The 20,891-nt window shown below is 66.5% G+C and carries 16 protein-coding genes; 8 read left to right on the top strand and 8 right to left on the bottom strand.

Going from position 1 to position 20,891, the window contains the following annotated elements:
* The first annotated feature begins 294 nt into the window (after nt 1–294).
* Nucleotides 295–423 (top strand): hypothetical protein, encoded by a 129-nt coding sequence (locus AC1DXX_RS24965; protein WP_478136901.1) that lies wholly within the window; start codon nt 295–297, stop codon nt 421–423.
* A gap of 4 nt (nt 424–427) precedes the next feature.
* On the opposite strand, the gene AC1DXX_RS24960 is transcribed toward AC1DXX_RS24965, so the two are convergent.
* On the bottom strand, nt 428–1,168 hold the full coding sequence (locus AC1DXX_RS24960) for a response regulator (protein ID WP_478136900.1): 741 nt from the start codon (nt 1,166–1,168) through the stop codon (nt 428–430).
* A gap of 300 nt (nt 1,169–1,468) precedes the next feature.
* On the opposite strand from AC1DXX_RS24960, the gene AC1DXX_RS24955 reads away from it, so the two are divergent.
* From AC1DXX_RS24955 to AC1DXX_RS24945, 3 genes are all read left to right on the top strand, one after another.
* Nucleotides 1,469–1,885: an organic hydroperoxide resistance protein gene (locus AC1DXX_RS24955; protein ID WP_478136899.1), complete on the top strand. Its 417-nt coding sequence runs from the start codon at nt 1,469–1,471 to the stop codon at nt 1,883–1,885.
* 107 nt (nt 1,886–1,992) lie between these two features.
* The gene (locus tag AC1DXX_RS24950; protein WP_478136898.1) at nt 1,993–3,378 is read left to right on the top strand and encodes an ATP-binding protein; all 1,386 of its coding nucleotides are present in this window, start codon (nt 1,993–1,995) and stop codon (nt 3,376–3,378) included.
* A gap of 54 nt (nt 3,379–3,432) precedes the next feature.
* A complete protein-coding gene (locus AC1DXX_RS24945; RefSeq protein ID WP_478136897.1) occupies nt 3,433–5,229 on the top strand; it encodes a cytochrome c biogenesis protein DipZ in 1,797 nt (598 codons plus the stop codon).
* A gap of 95 nt (nt 5,230–5,324) precedes the next feature.
* On the opposite strand, the gene AC1DXX_RS24940 is transcribed toward AC1DXX_RS24945, so the two are convergent.
* From AC1DXX_RS24940 to AC1DXX_RS24920, 5 genes are all read right to left on the bottom strand, one after another.
* Nucleotides 5,325–6,239, bottom strand: coding sequence for a LysR family transcriptional regulator (locus tag AC1DXX_RS24940; protein WP_478136904.1), 915 nt, complete (start codon nt 6,237–6,239; stop codon nt 5,325–5,327).
* Between the two features lie 65 nt (nt 6,240–6,304).
* Complete coding sequence (locus AC1DXX_RS24935) at nt 6,305–7,111, bottom strand: oxidoreductase (RefSeq protein ID WP_478136903.1); 807 nt, start codon at nt 7,109–7,111, stop codon at nt 6,305–6,307.
* Between the two features lie 40 nt (nt 7,112–7,151).
* Entirely contained in the window at nt 7,152–10,229 is a 3,078-nt protein-coding gene (locus AC1DXX_RS24930) for an efflux RND transporter permease subunit (protein ID WP_478136896.1), read from the bottom strand.
* On the bottom strand, nt 10,226–11,341 hold the full coding sequence (locus AC1DXX_RS24925) for an efflux RND transporter periplasmic adaptor subunit (protein WP_478136895.1): 1,116 nt from the start codon (nt 11,339–11,341) through the stop codon (nt 10,226–10,228). Before AC1DXX_RS24925 ends, AC1DXX_RS24930 begins: the two co-directional genes overlap by 4 nt.
* Before the next feature lie 85 nt (nt 11,342–11,426).
* A complete protein-coding gene (locus AC1DXX_RS24920) occupies nt 11,427–12,044 on the bottom strand; it encodes a TetR/AcrR family transcriptional regulator (protein WP_478136894.1) in 618 nt (205 codons plus the stop codon).
* A 107-nt stretch (nt 12,045–12,151) separates the two neighbouring features.
* Between AC1DXX_RS24920 and AC1DXX_RS24915 the strand changes: the two genes are divergently transcribed.
* The gene (locus tag AC1DXX_RS24915; RefSeq protein WP_478136893.1) at nt 12,152–13,615 is read left to right on the top strand and encodes an efflux transporter outer membrane subunit; all 1,464 of its coding nucleotides are present in this window, start codon (nt 12,152–12,154) and stop codon (nt 13,613–13,615) included.
* A gap of 112 nt (nt 13,616–13,727) precedes the next feature.
* Here the strand turns inward: AC1DXX_RS24915 and AC1DXX_RS24910 are convergent, their stop codons facing one another.
* Together AC1DXX_RS24910 and AC1DXX_RS24905 are read right to left on the bottom strand one after the other, a co-directional pair.
* Entirely contained in the window at nt 13,728–15,131 is a 1,404-nt protein-coding gene (locus AC1DXX_RS24910; RefSeq protein WP_478136892.1) for an MATE family efflux transporter, read from the bottom strand.
* 106 nt (nt 15,132–15,237) lie between these two features.
* Entirely contained in the window at nt 15,238–15,591 is a 354-nt protein-coding gene (locus AC1DXX_RS24905; RefSeq protein WP_478136891.1) for a DUF4148 domain-containing protein, read from the bottom strand.
* 327 nt (nt 15,592–15,918) lie between these two features.
* On the opposite strand from AC1DXX_RS24905, the gene AC1DXX_RS24900 reads away from it, so the two are divergent.
* The 3 genes from AC1DXX_RS24900 (at nt 15,919) to aceF (ending at nt 20,884) form a co-directional block, all read left to right on the top strand.
* Entirely contained in the window at nt 15,919–16,125 is a 207-nt protein-coding gene (locus AC1DXX_RS24900) for a hypothetical protein (protein WP_478136890.1), read from the top strand.
* Between the two features lie 462 nt (nt 16,126–16,587).
* Nucleotides 16,588–19,260, top strand: coding sequence for a pyruvate dehydrogenase (acetyl-transferring), homodimeric type (gene aceE / locus AC1DXX_RS24895; protein ID WP_478136889.1), 2,673 nt, complete (start codon nt 16,588–16,590; stop codon nt 19,258–19,260).
* Nucleotides 19,261–19,273: 13 nt separating this feature from the next.
* Nucleotides 19,274–20,884 (top strand): dihydrolipoyllysine-residue acetyltransferase, encoded by a 1,611-nt coding sequence (gene aceF, locus AC1DXX_RS24890; protein ID WP_478136888.1) that lies wholly within the window; start codon nt 19,274–19,276, stop codon nt 20,882–20,884.
* Nucleotides 20,885–20,891: the final 7 nt, after the last annotated feature.

Here is a 20,891-nt window from a genome sequence, read left to right as displayed (position 1 = left end):
GTGCGTTCGGGGCGCGATCCCGCCGACGGTGTGCTCTGCTCCGCGAATGTCCCCCGGCGCGGCCTAGGGCCGCAGGCCTCCTCCTTTATTTCGCTGCGCAGAGCACACCGCCAGCGTGATCGCTCAGCGCAGCGTTTGATCCGCCGGCACGACGGCCGCGCCTCTCGTGCACAGGGCACCGGGTGCTCCCCGCAGCGAAATAAAGGAGGAGCGAAGCGGGGGACATTCGCGGAGGGGAGTACCCGGTGGCCTGTGCACGCGCCCTGAACAACAGCGCTCGAACGAGCAACTGAAATGAAGAAACTCTGGTTCGCACTCATCTTCATCGCAGGCGGCCTCGCGCACGAGGTCCGCAATCCAGTGAGTTGCCAATGCATCACGGCCCGCGAGTTCGCGGGCCCCAGGAAACGCCGCGCCGGATGAGCGTTCAGTCCTGTGCCTGGACGGCCGAAGAGAAGACATAGCCTTCGCTTCGCACCGTCTTGATGTAGCGGGGCTCGCGCGCATCGTCGCGCAGCCGCTGGCGCAGCCGGCTCACGAGCAGGTCGATCGACCGCTCGAACAGTTCCGCTTCGCGGCCCTGCGTCAGGCTCAGCAGCTGGTCGCGGCTCAGCACCTTCTGCGGATGGTCGAGGAACACGCGCAAGAGCCGGTACTCGGCGCCGCTCAAGGCCACCATCGTTCCGCTGTCGTCCAGCAGATGGCGCGCCACCGTGTCCACCTGCCAGTCGCCGAAGGCCAGCTTCTGCGAGGGCTCGACCGCACCCATGTTCGGCGGCAGCATGCGCGTGCGGCGCATCACGGCACGCAGGCGCGCGAGCAGCTCGCGCGCGGAAAACGGCTTGGCCAGGTAGTCGTCGGCGCCCATTTCAAGGCCGAGGATGCGGTCGGCTTCCTCGCTGCGCGCCGTGAGCATCAGGATCGACGTGGCCTTGTACTTGCCGGTGCGCAGGTCGCGGCAGAGCGTCAGCCCGTCTTCGCCCGGCAGCATCAGGTCGAGGATGATCAGGTCGAAGGGGCCCGACTCTTCCAGCGCCGCGCGCATGTGCCGGCCGGTGGGCACCGCGACCACCCGCAGGCCGTTCTTGACCAGGTAGGTCGTGAGCAGTTCGCGGATTTCCCGGTCGTCGTCGACGATGAGGATGTGGTCGGAGGTCTTGGGTGTCATGGCGTAGGGGCGGCGTCAGGTGGCGCGGCGGGCGCCGCAGCAGCAGCAATGTAGCCCGCCGGCCGCGCAGGGCCAGAGGGTTTGTATGCGCAAGTATCTGGCGGGGTGGGTCGCGACACTATGTTTCGCGTGCCGCGCCCCGGGTCGCTCGGCGCAGCGAGCAGGACGCGGCGATCGGAATGAAACGTAGTGTGTTGATTTTTCGTGCCGATACACAGGCATACGCAATGTGTGCCGGCGGGGTGTCGGGTGGCCAAGAATCCGTCCGTTCTCAACCCAACCCCTGCCAAGGAACGCACCATGAGCGCCACCGAAAAGATCCTCTACACCGGCAAGACCCGCACCTCGGGCGGCCGCGACGGCGAGTCGCGCAGCAGCGACGGCCGGCTCGACGTCAAGCTGACGTCGCCCGGCGCCACCGGCGACGGCACCAACCCCGAGCAGCTGTTCGCCGCCGGCTGGTCGGCCTGCTTCATCGGCGCGATGGGCCTGGCCGCCGGCAAGCTGAAGGTCGCCCTCCCGGCCGACCTGGCCGTCGATGCCGAGGTGGACCTGGCCAACACGGCCGGCGAGTACTTCCTCAAGGCCCGCCTCAACGTCAGCCTGCCGGGCCTGGCGCGTGAAGTCGCCCAAGCCCTGGCGGATGCCGCGCACCAGACCTGCCCGTATTCCAAGGCCACGCGCGGCAACGTCGACGTCGTGATCCGCATCGTCTGATGCCGACCGCCCCGGGGCTCGTCATGTTCCATGTCGCTTCCGCCGTCCAACACACTGCGATACATGCGGACGGTCCTTGGCGTGACCCGGGGTCTATAAAGGCGTCCATGTCCTCCCATCCAGCGATCCACACCGAGAACCCAGCCCGCGCAGCAGCAGCAGCAGCAGCAGCCGGCGGCTGGTGCCGGCTGTTCCCGCGCTCCCTGTTCTCCCGCGTGACGCTGATCATCGTGGTGGGGCTCGCGATCGCGCAGCTGCTGACCTTCGCGGCGATCCGCTACGAGCGCGACATGGCGCTGCGCGAGCTGATGATGATCGGCATCGAGCGCGACATCGCCAGCTCGGTCGCCATCCTCGACCGCCTGCCCGCCGCGGAGCGCGCCGGCTGGCTCGAGAAGCTGGAGCGGCGCAACTACCGCTTCGTGCTGGGCGGCAGCGCGGAAGGCACCGAGCCCACGTCGCCGCTCTCGCAGCAGTTCGCCACGGCCATCGTCGATGCGCTGCGCCCGTTCGAGATCGTCAAGGTCGGGCAGGTGGTGCAGCCGGCCGAAGGCCTCCAGATCCAGGTCCGGTTGACGGACGGGGCCTCGGTGGTCATCCATGCCAGGCGGGTGGGCATGCCGGTGTCGCGCTGGGTCATGTGGCTGCTCGCGATCCAGCTGGTGGTGCTGGCCATCTGCGCCTGGTTCGCGGTCCGGTTGGTCACGCGGCCGCTCGCGGAACTGGCGGCGGCGGCCGACGACCTGGGGCCCGACCTGAAGCCGCAGAAGCTCGCGGAAGAGGGGCCCACCGAAGTGGCCCATGCCGCGCGCGCCTTCAACGCGATGCAGCAGCGCATCGGCGGCTACATGGCCGAGCGCGTGGAAATTCTCGCGGCCATCTCGCACGACCTCCAGACGCCGATCACGCGGATGCGGCTGCGCACCGACCTGATGGACAACGAACACGACCGCGGCAAGTTCCGGCAGGACCTCGACGCCATGAATTCGCTGGTGCGCGAGGGCGTGACCTACGCGCGCACGCTGCACGGCGCCACCGAGCCGCCGCTGCGCATGGATGCCGATGCGCTGCTCGAGAGCATGGTGGCCGACTACGAGGATGCGGGCAAGCAGGTGCACCTCGAAGGCCGCGCCGGCACGCCGATCGTGAGCCGGCCAAATGCGCTGCGCCGGATCGTCATGAACCTGGTCGACAACGCGCTGGTCTTCGGCAGCGATGTACGCGTGCGCGTGCAGGCCGGCGACGACCGGCTGGCCATCGCCGTGATCGACAACGGCCCGGGCATTCCGCCCGACGAGCTGGAGGCCGTGCTCAAGCCCTTCTACCGCGTCGAAAGCTCGCGCAACCGAAGCACCGGCGGCACCGGCCTGGGCCTGGCCATCGCGCACCAGCTCGCCATGGCGATGGGCGCCGAGCTGAAGCTGCAGAACCGCCCCGAAGGCGGGCTGGAGGCACGACTGACCATGAGCACACGACCCGCGCCGGTGAACTGAGCCGCACGCGCGCCCCGACGGCGCGCTTCGACCCCTACGGACGAGACCCGAACCATGTTGATTCTTCTCATCGCCTACCTGGGCGGGGTGCTCACCATCCTGAGCCCCTGCATCCTGCCGGTACTGCCCTTCGTGTTCGCACGGGCCGACCGGCCGTTCCGCTCGCACGGCCTGCCGATGCTGCTGGGCATGGCGCTGGCCTTTGCCGCCGTCGCCACGCTGGCTGCCGTGGGCGGCGGCTGGGTGGTCGCGGTCAACGAGTACGGGCGCTATGCCGCCATCGCGATGCTCGCGCTGTTCGGCGTGACGCTGCTGTTCCCGAGCCTGGCCGACCGCATGAGTCGGCCGCTGGTGGCGCTGGGCATCCGCCTGGCCGAATCGCAACCCGACGGCAAGACCGCGAAGGCCTCCGTGTTCTCGCCGCTGATGCTGGGCGTCGGCACGGGCCTGCTGTGGGCGCCGTGCGCGGGTCCGATCCTCGGGCTCATCCTGACGGGCGCGGCCCTCAACGGCGCGAGCGCCGGCACCTCGCTGCTGCTGCTGGCCTATGCGGCCGGTGCGTGCACCTCGCTGGCGGCGGCGCTGCTGTTCGGCGGGCGCCTGTTCTCGGTCATGAAGCGTTCGCTGCACACGGGCGAGTGGGTTCGCCGTGCTGCCGGCGCGGCCGTGCTGGTGGGCGTGGGTGCCATCGCGCTGGGGCTGGATACGGGCCTGCTCGCCCGCCTCTCGGTGGGCACCACCTCGGCGCTGGAGCAGGCGCTGGTGGAGAAGATCGACATGCCGAAACCGCAACCGCAGAGCGTTGAGCCGGGCGCACGGCAGGCAGACGCCGGCCTCGTGCTCACGGCGGCCACCACCCCCGAAGCGGCACCGGTGCGGAAGCTGAGCGTGGAAGGCGAATTCCCTTCGCTGGCCGGTGCAACCGAATGGATCAACTCGCCCCCGCTGACCCCCGAAGGCCTGCGCGGCAAGGTGGTGCTGGTCGACTTCTGGACCTACTCGTGCATCAACTGCCTGCGCACGCTGCCCTACGTTCGCGCATGGGCCGAGAAGTACAAGGATGCGGGCCTCGTCGTCATCGGCGTGCATTCGCCGGAGTTCGCTTTCGAGAAGCGCTCGGCCAACGTGCGCAAGGCGACGAAGGAGCTCGGCATCGGCTTCCCGGTGGCGCAGGACAACGACTTCAAGATCTGGCGCGGCTTCGACAACCAGTCGTGGCCCGCGTTCTATTTCATCGATGCGCAGGGGCGCATCCGCTATCACCAGTTCGGCGAGAACCGCTACGAGAAAGCCGAGCAGGTCATCCAGCAATTGCTTGCCGAGGCAGGCCAGCGCAACCTGCCGGCCGACCTGGTCGCGCCGAGGGGCGAGGGCACGCAGGCCGCGCCGGGTGCCGAACTCGCGATGTCGGGCGAGACCTATGTGGGCGCAGAGCGTGCGCACGGTTTCGCCTCGCCGGGTGGGCTCGTGAGCGGCCGCGCGCATGTCTACCAGCGTCCCGCGTCGCTGCGCACGAACCAGTGGGCGCTGAGCGGCGACTGGACCGTGGAGCCCGAGCGTGCGGTGTCGAACCGTGCGAACGGCCGCATCGCCTACCGCTTCCAGGCGCGCGACCTGCACCTGGTGCTCGGCCCGGCGGCCGATGGCAAGCCGGTGCGATTCCGGGTGCTGGTGGACGGCAAGCCGCCGCTCGCGGACCACGGCGCGGACACCGACGAACAGGGCTACGGGACGATCGAGGCGCAGAAGCTCTACCAGCTCGTGCGTCAGACGAAGAGCGGCAACGACCGGCTGTTCGAGATCGAGTTTCTCGATGGTGGGGCGCAGGCTTACGCGTTCACCTTCGGTTGAACTGGTCGGGGCGCTGCTGTTCGGGGCGCGCTCACGCCGACGGTGTGCGCAGCGAAGCGAATGTCCCCCGGCGCGGCCTGGTGCACGTCCTCAGTTCACTGCGCGTCGATCCTAGTCCGCGAACCTGCAGGCTTCAACCGGCTCGCAAGAAAATCGAGGAACGCACGGTGCACCGCCGTGCTGTGTCGACGCTGCAGGTAGACGGCCGACAGCCACATGTCGCTGCGAACGAAGTCCGGCAAGACGGGCACCAGTCGCCCGCTCTCGACGTAAGGTTCCAGCATGACCGACGGCAGATAGACGACGCCGGCCCCCAGCAGTGCGGCTTGGATCAGCGGGCCGGCTTCCGTTGCATCCAGCCTTCCACGGACCGCGACTTCGACTGGCTGACCGTCGGCCTCGAAGCGCCACTTCGGCAGCGGATTCAAATCGGTGCTGAACAATGCGACGTGATGCGCAAGCTCGCGGGGATGGACAGGGGCACCGTGCTTGTGCCAGTACATGGGCGCCGCGCAGACGCTGAGCTTCATCTGCACCAGTTTTCGAACGATCAGGTTCTCGTTGGCCGAAGCGCCGAAGCGAAGCGCGATGTCGATGCCTTCCTCCGCAAGGTCGACCATGCGGTTCGTGAGCACGAGACTGATGCTCACCTCCGGGTAGTGGCCGAGGAAGGCATTGATCAATGCCGGCAGTTCCGTCAGGTCCACGCCGTGCGGTGCCGAGATGCGCAGGCGCCCGCTCGGGACCCGCGCGCGGTCCTGGAGTTCGGCGCGCGTGACGTCGGCCAGTTCGAGCATCGGCCTGCTTCTTTCGAGCAGCAAGGCGCCAGCGTCCGTCAAGCTGACGGCGTGGCTGGTCCGGTTCAGCAACCGGACACCGAACCGGCTCTCGAGGGCCGCAATGTACTTGCTGACGGTGCCCCTGGACAGCGAAAGATGTTTGGCCGTGCGGGAGAAGCTGCCGGATGAAGCAACCTCGCTGAACGTGCGCAGGAGCTCCAAGCTGTCCACGATGTTCTCCTTCTTTTTGGTTGGGCAGAGCGAATGCTCGGAAAGAGCCTCTGGCCGGCAGGCGCTCAGGTGAGCCCGAGTTTTTTTCGCAGGCTCGCGTCCACCGGCGCCGCAGGCATGAAGCGGCGCAATTTCGTCAGCAAAGACGCCTCCCCTGGCGGCGTGCAACGCATGCGCCACGGACCGAGTGCCGCCTCGACGATGGTGTTTGCCACACCGTGCGGCTCGGGCGCACTGCCAACGCTCTCGGCCACAGAAAGTGCCACCAGATCACGCTCGCGGTCGTAGTCCGCGATCGGAGCCTGCGCGCGGGGCGCGTTGGCGTCGAGGTTGGTCCGGGTGAACGCCGGCTGCACCAGCGTCGCGCGAATGCCGAACTGGCGCACCTCGTGGTCCAGTGACTCCGACAGCCCTTCCACCGCGTGCTTGGTGGCTGAATAGAGTCCCATGTACGGCGCTGGCAGCACGCCGAGCACGGAGCTCACGTTGACGATTCGCCCGCGGCGTTTCTCACGCATGTACGGAAGCACGGCGCGTGTCGTGCGAAGCATGCCGAAGACGTTGGTGTCGAACAGCACGGCGGCCTCGGCCGTCGCGGTTTCCTCGACCGCGCCGATCATCATCATTCCTGCGTTGTTGACCAGTACATCGATGCGCATGGCCCTGGCAATGACGGATTCGATGCCGATCTGAACCGAGCCTTCTTCCCGAACGTCCATCTCGACGAACTCGACACCAGGCAGCGCGGGCGCCTTGCGCAGGTCGCGCACGGTGCCGAACACCCGGCAGCCTCGCGCGACGAACATTTCCGCAGCGACGCGTCCGATGCCCGAGGACGCGCCGGTCACGACGACAACTGATGAACTCGACATGGTGATTCCTTCGATCTGAATGAATGGTGAAAAAGCGCCATCAGTGCGTGGCCGGGCCACCGTTGCCGGGCCGGATCCTGAACCAGATGGAGTACATGGCCGGCAGGAACACCAGCGTCAGGATCGTCCCCGCGAACGTGCCGCCGATCAGCGTGTATGCCAACGCGCCCCAGAACACCGAGTGCGTCAGCGGAATGAACGCGAGGATCGCCGCGAGCGCCGTCAGGATCACCGGCCGCGCTCGCTGCACGGTCGCCTCGACGACCGCATGGAACGGGTCGAGCCCTTCCTTTTGGTTGTGGTGGATCTGCCCGAGCAGGATCAGCGTGTTGCGCATCAAGATGCCCGACAGCGCGATGAGCCCCACGAGCGCATTGATGCCGAAGGGCTGCTGGAACAGCAGCAAGGTCGGCACGACGCCGATCAGCCCGAGCGGGCTCGTGAGGAACACCATCACCATGGCGGAGATCGAGCGCACCTGGAAGATGATGATGAGCAGCGTGAACGCCAGCATGATCGGGAACAGCGGCAGCATCGCCTTCGTCGCCTTCTCCGATTCCTCGATGGAGCCGGCCTGGACGATGTGGTAGCCGGCAGGCAGCTTCTGCATCAGGGGCTGCAGCTTCGCCGTGATCGCAGTCGACACATCGGGAGGCTGCAGCCCATCGGCGATGTCGCCCTGCACCGTGATCGTGGGCATGCGGTCGCGTCGCCGCATGACCGGCTCTTCCATGCGGACCTCGACCTCACCGACCTGCGACAGCGGAATGCGCTGGYCACCGGCACCGGCGAGCGTGAAGTCCACGACCTTCGCGGGATCGAGCCGAGTTCCGCCAGCGGAACGGGCTACCACCTGCACCGTGCGGATGTCTTCACGCACGGTGGTCACCGGCACGCCGCTCAAGAGGAATTGCAGTTGCTGCGCCACGGCGCTGGAGGTCAGCCCGACGGCCTGCAGGCGGTCCTGTTTCAGGGTGAGGTGCAGCGTAGGCGTGCGGGTGCCCCAGTCGGTGCTGACGGTGCGCATCATCGGGCTGGCGTCCATGACCTGGCGAACCTCGCCCGCGATCCTGCGCAGTTCGTCTGCATCGGGTCCGGTGACACGGTAGGCGACCGGGAACGGCGAGTACGGGCCGAACACGAGCTGGGTCACGCGCAACCGCGCCTCGGACGCGAGGCCGTCGGCGATGGCATGACGCAACCGGTACTTCAGGGCTTCGCGCTCCTCCTGGCTGGCCGTGCGGATCACGATCTTGGCGAACGAGGGGTCGGGCAGTTCGGGCCCCATCGCAAAATAGAAGCGGGGCGCGCCCTGTCCTATGTAAGACGTGACGATCTGCGCCTCAGGCTGCGTGGAAAGCCAGGCCTCGACCTTGGCCGTGGCGTCGCTGGTCTGCGTGATCGAGCTGCCGTAGGGCATCTGCACTTCGACCAACACTTCGGGTCGGTCGGAGATCGGAAAGAACTGCTTCTTGACCACGCCCATGCCGAGGATCGACACGACGAAGAGGCCCACCACGGCACCCGCCACCAGCCACTTGCGTGCGATGACGCGCGCCAGCACGCGACGCAGCCGGTTGTAGCGTGGCGTGTCGTAGATCGCTGCATGGCCGCCCTCGATCTTCTTGAAGTTCGGCAGCAGCTTGACGCCGAGGTAGGGAGTGAACACCACGGCGACCACCCAGGATGCGATGAGCGCGATGCCGACGATCCAGAACATGTTGCTGGTGTACTCACCCGCGGTCGACGGTGCAAAGCCGTTGGGCATGAAGCCGACGGCGGTGACCAAGGTGCCCGAGAGCATCGGCGCCGCCGTGTGGCTCCAGGCGTAGGCGGAAGCAGCCACATGGCTGTAGCCCTCCTCGATCTTCACGACCATCATTTCGATGGCGATGATCGCGTCGTCCACGAGAAGACCCAGTGCCAGGATCAAAGAACCGAGCGTGATGCGGTCGAAGTTTTTGCCTGTCGCGGCCATCACCACGAAGACCACGGCCAGGGTCAGCGGCACGGCCGCAGCCACCACGAGGCCCGCGCGCCAGCCCATGCTCAGGAAGCTCACCAGCATCACGACCAACAAGGCCGCAAAGAACTTGACCATGAACTCGTCGACCGAAGCGGCGATGTTCACCGACTGGTCCGTGACCTTGGTCAGGCTCAGGCCCAGCGGCAGCTCGGCGTTGATGGCACGGGCTTCCACGTCCAGCGCCTTGCCCAGGTCGAGCCCGTTCCACCCCTCCCGCATCACCACGCCGATCAGCAAGGCAGGCTCGCCGCCGTTGCGGATCATGAAAGTGGCCGGGTCTTCGTAGCCGCGCTTGACCGTGGCAACGTCCGAGAGTTTCAAGGTGCGGCCTTGCGCGATCACTGGCGTGTCGCGAATCTTCTGTAGCGTGTCGAATGCGCCGTCCAGCCGAATGAAGACTTGCGGCCCGCTGGATTCCACCGACCCAGAAGGACTCAGCGCATTCTGGTTGTTGAGCGCGGCGAACACGTCCTGCGGGCTGACGCCCAGTGTTGCCAGCCGGTCGTGCGCGAACTCGACATAGATTCGCTCCGACTGCTCCCCGGCGATATTGACCTTCTTCACGCCCGGCACGTGCAGCAGCCGTTGGCGCAGCGCTTCCGCATCGCGCACCAGCACGCGCTGAGGTTCTCCCTTGGCCTTGAGCGCGAACAGGGAGAAGGTGACGTCCGCGTACTCATCGTTGATCATCGGCCCGATCACACCAGTGGGCAGGTTGCCCGCCTCATCGCCGACCTTCTTGCGTGCCTGATAGAACTGTTCCTGCACCTGCGCCGGCGGAGTGCTGTCGAGCAATGTCAGGGTCGTGAACGCCAGGCCGGGCCGTGTATAGGTCTCTGCGCGGTCGTAGTAGCGCAGCTCCTGCAATCGCTTTTCGAGTTTCTCGGCGACCTGGTCCTGCATTTCCTGCGCCGTGGCGCCAGGCCAGGCCGTGATGATGGTCATCACCTTGACTGTGAAGGCGGGATCTTCCGCGCGGCCGAGCTTGAAGAACGCAACCAGCCCCGCCAGCGAGATCAGGCAGATCAAGAACAACGTGATGGCGCGTTCGCGGACGGCCAGCGCCGACAGATTGAATCGGCCTTCGCTCATGGGCGGGCTCCGCCCACCGCCGGCGTTGCGGCCAAGGTCGCGACACGCACCTGCTCGCCTTCGCGCAGCAGGTGCGCACCGAGCGCAACGACTTGGTCTCCCTGCTTGAGCTGACCGGCCACCTGGGCACGGTCGAAGTCCAGAAGCTGGACAACCACCGGCTGCCAGCGCACCGTCGACGGATCGCCGCCGATGACCCATACGCCCGTCGCTTTGCCTGTGTCGAACAAGGCGCCGATGGGTACCTGCACGCCACCTGCTTGGGCGGGCCTGCCGTCTGAAATGCGGACTGTGACCGTGGCACCCAGCGGAGCGTTGACCAGTTCGCCCTCGAGCACGTAGCGCGCCTCGAACGTTCGCGTAAACCGATCGGCCGCATCAGCGAGCTGCCTGAGTTTCACGGCCACGGCGACGCCTTCCTTGCCAAAGAGTGTGGCCTGCCCGCCGGAGCCAACGGCAGGGCGCATCGTTTCGGGCAACTGGACCACGGCTTCCCTGCGCCCGGACTGGGCCACGCGGATCACCGGTTGACCGGCATTGACCACCTGGCCGGGCTCGGCCAGCGTTTCGACCACCGTGCCGTCGGAATCAGCAATGAGGTCTGAATAGCGGTTGGCATTGCGAGCGGCATCGGACTGCGCTTCGGCCGCACTGAGCTGGGCTTGGGCGGCATCCGCCGCGGCCTTGATCTGGTCGTAGGCCGAAGCAGAGATTGCACCGGTGCCGCGCAGGTCGCGATAGCGCAGCTCTTCGTCGCTCGCCTGCTTCGCGCGCGCTCGTGCAGCGGCCACGGCCTCCAGCTGCGCACGCGCGGCGAGCTTCAGATCGGCGGGGTCGATGCGCATGAGCAACTGCCCACGCTTGACTGTTTGCCCGGCGTCCACGAGCCGCTCCAGCACCTTCCCCGAGACTCGAAATCCCAGGTCGCTTTGCACACGTGCGGCTACGGTGCCGGTGAAAGAGCGCGATGCCGAAGCGGCTGCCTGGACGGTAGCGGCGCGCACCAACGGCACTTGGGTGCGCGGGTCTGGCGGTGCCTTGTCGTCGCAAGCGACCAACGCGAATGGCAAGGCGCAGAAAAGTGCGGATGTAACGAAGCGGCGCGGATGCATGAGGGTCCCATAGACGAATCGATCAGGACCCCGATTTTGATAATAGTGACCAATTTAGTCAATGGTCACAAGCAGATTTGTTTGTCTATGGCGACAAGCTGCGCAGTACCAGCCCGGACAACTGCGCCGGCGCATGGTCCGTGTGATCAAAGCTCTGCCGGAGGATCAGGGGGTTGATATAGGGGTGAACGACCAAGTAGATCGCCGCCGCCGTCTCGTCGATCGGCGTTTTGCGCTCGAAGTCGCCGGAATCTCGCCCTTGTCTCAGCACCTCGACGAGCAGTTGTCGGATGCACGCTTCGTGAGCGATGGCCGACTGCCAGCGTTCGCTGGCCGCCGAGATGGCAATCTCGTAGAGCTTGCGGTCCTGGAAGAACAGGCGAAGGCCCGAATCGACAATGGCCTTGAACATGCGGCGAAGTTTCTCGGGCGGGCTGTCGACCCCGTCGATCGCCGCTCGGATGTCCACCTGGATCTCCCGCAGGCAGTTCGAGCAGATCATTTCGCCGATCGCCTGCTTGGACTCGAAGAACTTGTAGATGTACGCCTTGGAGAAGCCGATGGCCTTGGCAAGGTCGGAAACCGTGGTTTTCTCGTAACCGTACCGGCTGAAGTGCTCGGTTGCCGCGACGAGGATCTGCGCGCGCACGTCGTGGTCGGCCGGCCCCCGCGCGGCAGGGGAAGAAGAAGTTGCATTGCTCATGGCGACAGCTTACCGCTCCGGCGAACAGATGACAACGAGTGACCAAATTGTACTATAGTCACATCACTTTGTTTGCGGTTCCGATGTCACTCCTTCCGGAAGAAGCCATGTCTCAACGTACCCTTGCCATTCCCCTGCTTTTCAGCCTGCTCGCAGGTTGCGCGGTCGGCCCTGACTATGTCCGGCCCGCTATCACTTTGCCAGACCAATACATCGGCCAGGCGGCCATCGATCGGCGGGCCGCTACCGCGAATGCCGAGCTGGTGGCATGGTGGGCCGCGTTCGGCGACGCGCAGCTGGCCCGCTATGTCGAACTCGCACTGACGCAGAACCTCGATCTTGCGCAAGCATCCGCCCGCGTGGCGCAGGCCCGGGCGGGGCTCGGTGCGGCGGATGCGGCGTTGTTGCCCTCGGGCAACCTCAGCGGACAAGCCGCCCGGGCCTACCAGTCGGTGGAGACGCCGCTGGGCCGAGTCCTGAACTCACAGCCAGGCTTCGATCGCTACGGCAACGCCTACGAAGCGAACCTTGGCGCAAGCTGGGAGATGGACATCTTCGGCGGCCTGCGTCGGGGACGCGAAGCTGCGCTGGCCGACTACCAGGCATCGGAGGCCGGCGCAGCCGCCACGCGCCTGACCGTGGCCGCGCAGACTGCGGACATCTACATCACGCTGCGCGGACTGCAGGCCCGTCTCGACGTGGCACGCCGGCAAGTCGCCACACAGCAGGACCTGCTATCGAAGATCGACCTGCTCTACGGCAAGGGGCTGGCCGCCGAACTCCAGCTGAGGCAGGTCGAAGGTGCGCTGGCGCAGGTCCGTGCGTCGGTGCCAGTCCTGGAAGCGGGCGAGACTGCGGCCATGAACGCGCTCGATGTGATGCTAGGCGCCGCCCCGGGCGCGCACCGCGCCGAACTGTCGGCTGCGGGCGTCATTCCTGTCGCACCGCGCATCGGCGCCGCCGGATCGCCTGGCGAATTGCTACGGCGTCGGCCCGACCTGATCGTCGCCGAGCGGCGTCTTGCGGCATCGAACGCGCGCATCGGCATGGCCGTGGCCGAGTACTACCCGAAGCTGTCCTTGGGAGGAACGATCGGCAGCGCCACGTCCGTGGCCAGCGGCAACCTGTTCACCGGCGGCGCCAGTCAGGCTGCGGCCCTGCTCGGCCTGCGCTGGCGGCTGTTCGACTTCGGGCGCATCGATGCGCAGATCGAACTCGCCAAGGGGCAGGACGCGGAGTTGCTCGCGGCCTACCGGCTCGCCGCGCTGCATGCGACAGAAGACGTGGAGAACGCCTTCTCCGCCCTGGTCAAGCGTGAAGAACAGGCCGCATTGCTCGCGCAAGGAGAGGCATCTCTCGGTCGTGCGCGAGGTGCCTCGTTCGCGGCTTATCAGCGCGGTGTTGTCAGCCTGATCGAAGTGCTGCAAGCGGACGAGAGCCTGCTGCGCGTGGCCGATGCGAGAGCGCAAGCGCAAACGGAGTCGGCGCGCGCGGCGGTCAGTGCATTCAAGGCGCTGGGCGGCGGCTGGCAGGCTGAGTCCGTCGAAGCGGTAGCAAGCCGCTCGCGTTGAGGTTCAGACGACCCAGCGACCAAGGCGGTCCAGCAGGACCGCCCGTTGCACTCGGAAAAGCGGTTCGGATAGTCTCGACGTCGAGGGAGAACAGCGACCATCGAGTCGCGATCTAGCAAATTCCCCACTTCACCCGGGCGAAGCCCCACACCGTCACTGCGGCGCCGACGATGGCTCCCCCGGCCACCAGCAGGAAGGCAGATTCGAGACTGAGCTTCCCCGCGAACACCAGCGCCGCTGCGGACAGCGCGCACACGAAGCGGAGAACACCCGCTGCGAGCGGCCAGCCAACGCGCCGCGCCCCCTGCCCCGCGAAGTACAGCGCCAACGCAATGGCAATGAAACCGTACGCCGGGCCCATCACGCGCAGATAGTGACCGGCGACGGCCAGTACGTCGGGGTCGTTCGTGAAGTGAGACATCCACAGGCTGGGCATGAACGCCACGCAAAGGCCCAGCACTTCGAGCACACCACCGACGAACAAAGCATTCACCAGGGCAGCGCGGCGCGCACGCGCCACGTCGCCAGCGCCGATGGAGGTGCCGACCACGGCGATGGCTGCGGTGCCGAAACCGAACATCACGGGCACCAGCAGCATTTCGAGCCGGGACGCGATACCGTAGCCCGCGATCGTCGCCACGCTGAAGGTGCCCGCAGCCGCAGTGATCGCTGCGATCGAGAGCGTCGACATCGCAGCGTTGAGGGTCGACAGCAAGCCCACGCCAAGAATGGCGCCGAAGTGATCGCGCCGCAGCGGGTACCGGCGAAGGCGAAGTTTCGAACCCGTCGATCGCATGGAAGCAACGATTGCCACCAGCGAGCCTGCGGTGCACAGCACCTGTGCCACGCCCGCACCGGCCACGCCCATTCGCGGAAGCCCCAGCCAGCCCAGAATCAAGACCGGAGAAATGATGAGCCCGGCGCAGACGCCACCGAGCATGATCAGTGCAGGCGTCCTGACGTTGCCCGCGCCTCGCAAAGCCGATTGCAGCAACGTCGGAACCCAGAACAGGACCGCGCCGCCGAAGAGAATGTTCGAGTACCGAAGCGCCTGCTGCAAGGACGCGCCCGTGCCGCCCAACCCACGATAGAGTATCGGCCCCACGGCGATCGCGGCCACAGTGAACAGTCCACCGGCGACGATCGCGATCACGATGCTGTGCCACACGAGGCTTTCGGCCTCGTCTTGCCGGTCGGCGCCGAGCGCGCGCGCGACCGCCGAGGAAACCCCGCCCCCGACGCCGCCGTTGGAGACCATGGTCATCAGCAGCATGACAGGCACGACCAGTGAGGCCGCGGCGATCGCGTCGACTCCCAGCCCGCTCACGAAGTAGGTTTCGGCCACGCTCAGCACCGTCTGCATGAGCATCACGGCCACCGTGGGCAGTGCGAGGCGAATCAGCAGCGGCAGTAGTGGCGCGTGCAGCATGGGGTTCAGCCCGCCCGAGCTCGACTTGGCAGACAAAGCGGCTGGCTGTGCAGCTTCGGCAACACCGGCGGTGACGGAAGCTGTCATCAGGTTTTGACCCGGGGGCTGGCGCCTCAGGTGGCGAGCCAAAGCCCGCGGCCTTGCTGCCACCATTTGTATTTCTACCGCACGTGTAGCGGGAGGCAGTCGTTGCTTAATTGGCTTTCGCGCGCACGTCGGCCGGGTGCGGCATCGTCGAGATGACCTTGCTGTTCACGCGGGAGCCGGAGCCGACATTCTGGTCGGGCATCCAGGCCGTGCGGATGGCTTCAGCTTCGACGAGGGAACGCTCCTTCGACACGGCCATGGTCTCGGGGCCGCGAGAGCCGCGAACCACGTTCTGGTCCGGCGCTGTGGCAGTGCGCACGGCTTCGGCATTCACCTCGTCGCGTGTCTTGGTGGAGAGGGCGTTGTGAACACCGTCGTACGCTTCTGCGTGAGCGCCGGCGGCGACCAACAAGGTCAGGACCGGGATGGAAACGATCTTCATGACTTTCGTGAGTTTCATGGAAGTTCCAGAGAAAGAGGTTGGAGCAAGACGCATGCGGGTCTCATCGCGAGAACCGCGGTCCAAGTCTTGCGCCGAATCCGACGTTGGCGGTCACGCGATCGGGACACGCCATGTTTCCGTAGTCGAAACCTTCCGCGGTGCAGCAGCGGGAAACTGTTGTGACCGTGGCGTATCCGGGCAGACGATCTACCACTGGGAACAAGGCAAGGCACGTCCGCAGGCAGCACAGCTCGAAAGCCTTGCGGCAGTACGAGACCTCGGTGCACGCGAAGTTGTGGAGCGCCTCGCGGCGAGCTCAGCGACGAAGAGGCCGAGGCCGCTGTTGTGGCTCACTACGAAGCGAAGATTGCAGCCTTGGAGCGCAAGGTCGGGCAATTCACGATGGAGCTCGAGTTCGTCAAAAAAACGCCGCGCCTGCGCCTCGTGAGCGACAGCGAGAACTCGTCCATCATCACCGGCCCGAAGCCTGCTCCATCCGACGGGGGGCGAAGTGATCGAGCTGCCGCGCAGTACGTTCTGCTACCGGGCTAGGGCCGCAGGCCTCCTCCTTTATTTCGCTGCGCAGAGCACGCCGCCGGCCTGATCGCTCAGAGCAGTCGTTGATCGGCTCGCACAAGCGCTGCGTCCATCGTGCACAGCGCACCGGGTGCTCCCCGCAGCGAAACAAAGGAGGAGGGGCGGAAGCCGAAGCGGGGGACATTCGCGGAGGGGAGTACCCGGTGGCCTGTGCATGCACCCTGAACACAAGCGCCCCCGATGGCCCTCGTCACTCAGGGTTTGCCCTTGGTTGCTCGTCCGGTGATTCGGACGGCCCCTTCGGCGCTCATCCGGACCGTCGGCGGCCGGCCTGGCACATGTCCACATCAACCCCCATGAAATCAACGACTTAGCGCGATCCGCTCCCCGTGCCGCGCGTGGCATATCGATTGCTCAGTAGAAGGGCCGGCCGCATCGCCCGATGCGAGTCATGGCCACGACACAGGAGACAAACCGATGAGCACCATGGGTGACCTTGACCCCACGGAAACTGGCGAGTGGACCGACGCGCTCGGCGCCGTTCAGCAACACCGCGGCAGCGAGCGCGTGAACTTTCTGTTGAACCGCCTCGTCGACGAGGGCCGCCGCGACGGCGTGTACGTGCCCCGCTCGCTGAACACGGCCTACAAGAACACCATCCCGCCCGAGAAGGAAGAAAAGTCCACCGGCAACCGCGAGATCGAGCACCGCCTGCGCTCGATCATCCGCTGGAACGCGATGGCGATCATCCTGCGCGCCAACAAGGACTCGTCCGAGCTCGGCGGCCACATCGCGAGCTTCCAGTCGGCGGCCACGCTCTACGACATCGGCTTCGGCCATTTCTGGCATGCCGCCACCGACACGCACGGCGGCGACCTGCTCTTCATCCAGGGCCACAGCTCGCCCGGCATCTACGCACGTGCTTTTCTCGAAGGGCGGCTCAGCGAGCAGCAACTGCTCAACTATCGCCAGGAGTCCGAGGGCAACGGCATCCCGTCGTATCCGCACCCCTGGCTCATGCCCGACTTCTGGCAGTTCCCCACGGTGTCGATGGGCCTGGGCCCGCTGATGGCGATCTATCAAGCGCGTTTTCTCAAGTACCTGCACGGCCGCGGCCTGGCCGACACGGCACCGCGCAAGGTCTGGGCCTTCATGGGCGACGGCGAGATGGACGAGCCCGAATCGCTCGGCGCCATCTCGCTCGCGGGCCGCGAGAGCCTGGACAACCTCGTGTTCGTCATCAACTGCAACCTGCAGCGCCTCGACGGCCCTGTGCGTGGCAACGGCAAGATCGTGCAGGAGCTGGAGAGCGTGTTCCGTGGGGCAGGCTGGAACGTCATCAAGGTGCTCTGGGGCAGCGGCTGGGACAAGCTGCTCGCCAAGGACAAGAGCGGCAAGCTCTTGCAGCGCATGGAAGAGTGCGTCGACGGCGAGTACCAGGATTTCAAGAGCAAGAGCGGCGCCTACGTGCGCGAGCATTTCTTCGGCAAGTACGACGAGACGAAGGCGCTGGTCGCCGACATGAGCGACGACGAGATCTGGGGCCTCACGCGCGGCGGCCACGACCCCGAGAAGGTCTTCGCCGCGTATGCCGCAGCGGTCAAGCACAAGGGGCAGCCCACGCTGATCCTGCCCAAGACGGTCAAGGGCTACGGCATGGGCGAATCGGGCGAAGGCCAGATGATCGCGCACCAGGCCAAGAAGATGACGCAGGACGCGTTGCGCGGCTTCCGCGACCGCTTCCAGATCCCGGTGTCCGACGAAGAGCTGCCCAACGTGCCGTTCATCCGGCTGGCCGAAGACAGCCCCGAGATGAAGTACCTGCGCGAGCGCCGCGCCGCGCTTGGCGGCTACCTGCCGCAGCGCCGCCGCAAGTCGACCGCGCTGGAGATTCCGCCGCTTTCCACCTTCGAGCGCCTGCTCAAGGACACCGGCGAGCGCGAGATCTCCACCACCATGGCCTTCGTGCAGATGCTCGGCACGCTGGTGCGCGACAAGGCCATCGGCAAGCACGTGGTGCCCATCGTGCCCGACGAGTCGCGCACCTTCGGCATGGAGGGCATGTTCCGCCAGCTCGGCATCTGGTCCTCGCTCGGCCAGCTCTACAAGCCGCAGGACGCCGACCAGCTCATGTACTACCGCGAGTCGAAGGACGGGCAGGTGCTGCAGGAAGGCATCAACGAGGGCGGCGCGATGTCCAGCTGGATCGTCGCGGCCACCTCGTACAGCACGAACAACGTGCCGATGATTCCGTTCTACATCTACTACTCGATGTTCGGCCTGCAGCGCGTGGGCGACCTGGCCTGGCTGGCCGGCGACATGCGGGCACGCGGGTTCCTCCTGGGCGGCACCGCGGGACGCACCACGCTCAACGGCGAAGGCCTGCAGCACGAAGACGGCCACAGCCACATCCTGGCCGGCACCATTCCCAACTGCGTCTCGTACGACCCGACCTTCGCCTACGAGGTGGTGGCCATCGTGCGCGATGGCATGCGCCGCATGTATGCCGAGCAGGAGGATGTGTACTACTACATCACCCTCATGAACGAGAACTACACCCACCCCGGCATGCCCGAGGGCAGCGAGGCGGGGATTCTCAAGGGGCTCTATCAATTGAGCGACGGTGGCAAGACTCCCAAGAAGGGCCACCGCGTGCAGCTCATGGGCAGCGGCACCATCCTGCGCGAGGTGATGTTCGCGGCCGAGCTGCTCAAGAGCGACTTCGGCATCGCCGCCGACGTTTGGAGCGCCACCAGCTACAACGAGCTGCGCCGCGACGGCATGGCCGCCGAGCGCTGGAGCCGGCTGCACCCGACCGAGTCGGCGCGCAAGAGCCACGTCGAGCAATGCCTCGAAGGCCACGACGGCCCGGTCATCGCGGCCACCGACTACATGCGCAACTACGCCGACCAGGTGCGCGAGTACGTGCAGGCCGCGGGCCGGCGCTACACCGTGCTCGGCACCGACGGCTTCGGCCGCAGCGACTACCGCCGCAAGCTGCGCCGCTTCTTCGAGGTCGATCGCTGGCACGTGGTGGTGGCCGCGCTCAAGGCGCTGGCCGACGACGGCGCGATCAAGCACGCCGTGGTGGCCGAGGCCATCGCGAAGTACGGGCTCGACGCCGAGCGCGCCGCCCCCTGGACCGTCTGAGGCAGTACCCAACATGAGCAACGCAATCGACATCAAGGTTCCCGACATCGGTGACTTCAGCGATGTGCCCGTCATCGAGATCTTCGTGAAGCCGGGCGACACGGTGAAGGCCGAAGACCCGCTGGTCTCGCTCGAATCCGACAAAGCGACGATGGACGTGCCCGCGCCGCGCGGCGGCGTGGTCGAGTCCATCGCCGTGAAGCTGGGCGACAAGGTCAGCGAAGGCAGCGTCATCATGACCTTCAAGGCCGAGGGCGGTGGTGCTGCCGCGGCCGCACCCGCCGAAGCCGCCAAGCCCAGCGTGAGCGCCGCGCCATCGGCCACCAGCGCACCGGCCGGCGTGGCCGAGGTGCGCGTGCCCGACATCGGCGACTTCAAGGACGTGCCGGTCATCGAGATCTTCGTGAAGGTCGGCGACACGGTGAAGGCCGAGGACCCGATCGTCTCGCTCGAATCCGACAAGGCCACGATGGACGTGCCCGCGCCGCTCTCGGGCGTGGTGACGGCCATCGGCATCAAGATCGGGGACAAGGTCAGCGAAGGGTCGGTGATCCTGTCGCTGGCGACGAGTGATGCGCCTGTGGCGACCGCTGCTCCCTCACCCCAACCCTCTCCCGCGAGCGGGAGAGGGAGCGATGCAGCAGCAGCGGCGGTGCTGCCTGCCGGCAATGCGGAGATCGAAGCCGGCTTTGCTCTCGCCTACGCCGGCCCCGCCGTGCGCAAGCTCGCACGCGAACTCGGCGTCGACCTCGGAAAGATCAAGGGCACCGGCGACCACGGCCGCATCGTGCGCGCCGACGTCGAGGCCTTCGCGAAGGGTGGCGGTGCAGCCGCTGCACCGGCCGCTGGCAAGTCTGCTGCGGCGCCTGCAGGCGGTGGCGTCGGCGGCATCGACCTGCTGCCCTGGCCCAAGGTCGACTTCGCCAAGTTCGGTCCGACCGAGCGCAAGGAACTGTCGCGCATCAAGAAGATCAGCGCCGCCAACCTGCACCGCAACTGGGTCGTCATTCCGCACGTGACGACGCACGACGAGGCCGACATCACCGACCTCGAGCCCTTCCGCGTGCAGATGAACAAGGAGCTGGAGAAGTCGGGCGTCAAGATCAGCATGCTGCCCTTCATGATGAAGGCGGCCGTGGCTGCGCTGAAGAAGTTCCCGGAGTTCAACGCCAGCCTCGACGGCGACGCCCTGGTACTCAAGAACTACTGGCACATCGGCTTCGCGGCCGACACGCCCAACGGGCTCATGGTGCCGGTGATCCGCGACGTCGACAAGAAGACCGTGCCCGAGATCGCGAAAGAGATGGGCGAGCTCGCCAAGCTCGCGCGCGACGGCAAGCTCAAGCCCGACCAGATGTCGGGCGGCACCTTCACCATCAGTTCGCTGGGCGGCATCGGCGGCATCTACTTCACGCCGATCATCAATGCGCCCGAGGTCGCCATCATGGGCGTGTGCAAGAGCTACTGGAAGCAGCATTCCAGCGACGGCAAGACCTACACCTCGCGCCTCACGCTGCCGCTGTCCCTCTCGTGGGACCACCGCGTGATCGACGGCGCCGCCGCCGCGCGCTTCAACGTCTATTTCGCCAACGTGCTCGCCGACCTGCGGCGCGTGCTGTTCTGAAGGAAGC

The sequence above is a fragment of the Variovorax sp. P4_B10 genome, from assembly GCF_056402375.1.
Note: the sequence above shows the minus strand (reverse complement) of the source record. Positions and strands in the feature narration are given on the sequence as shown.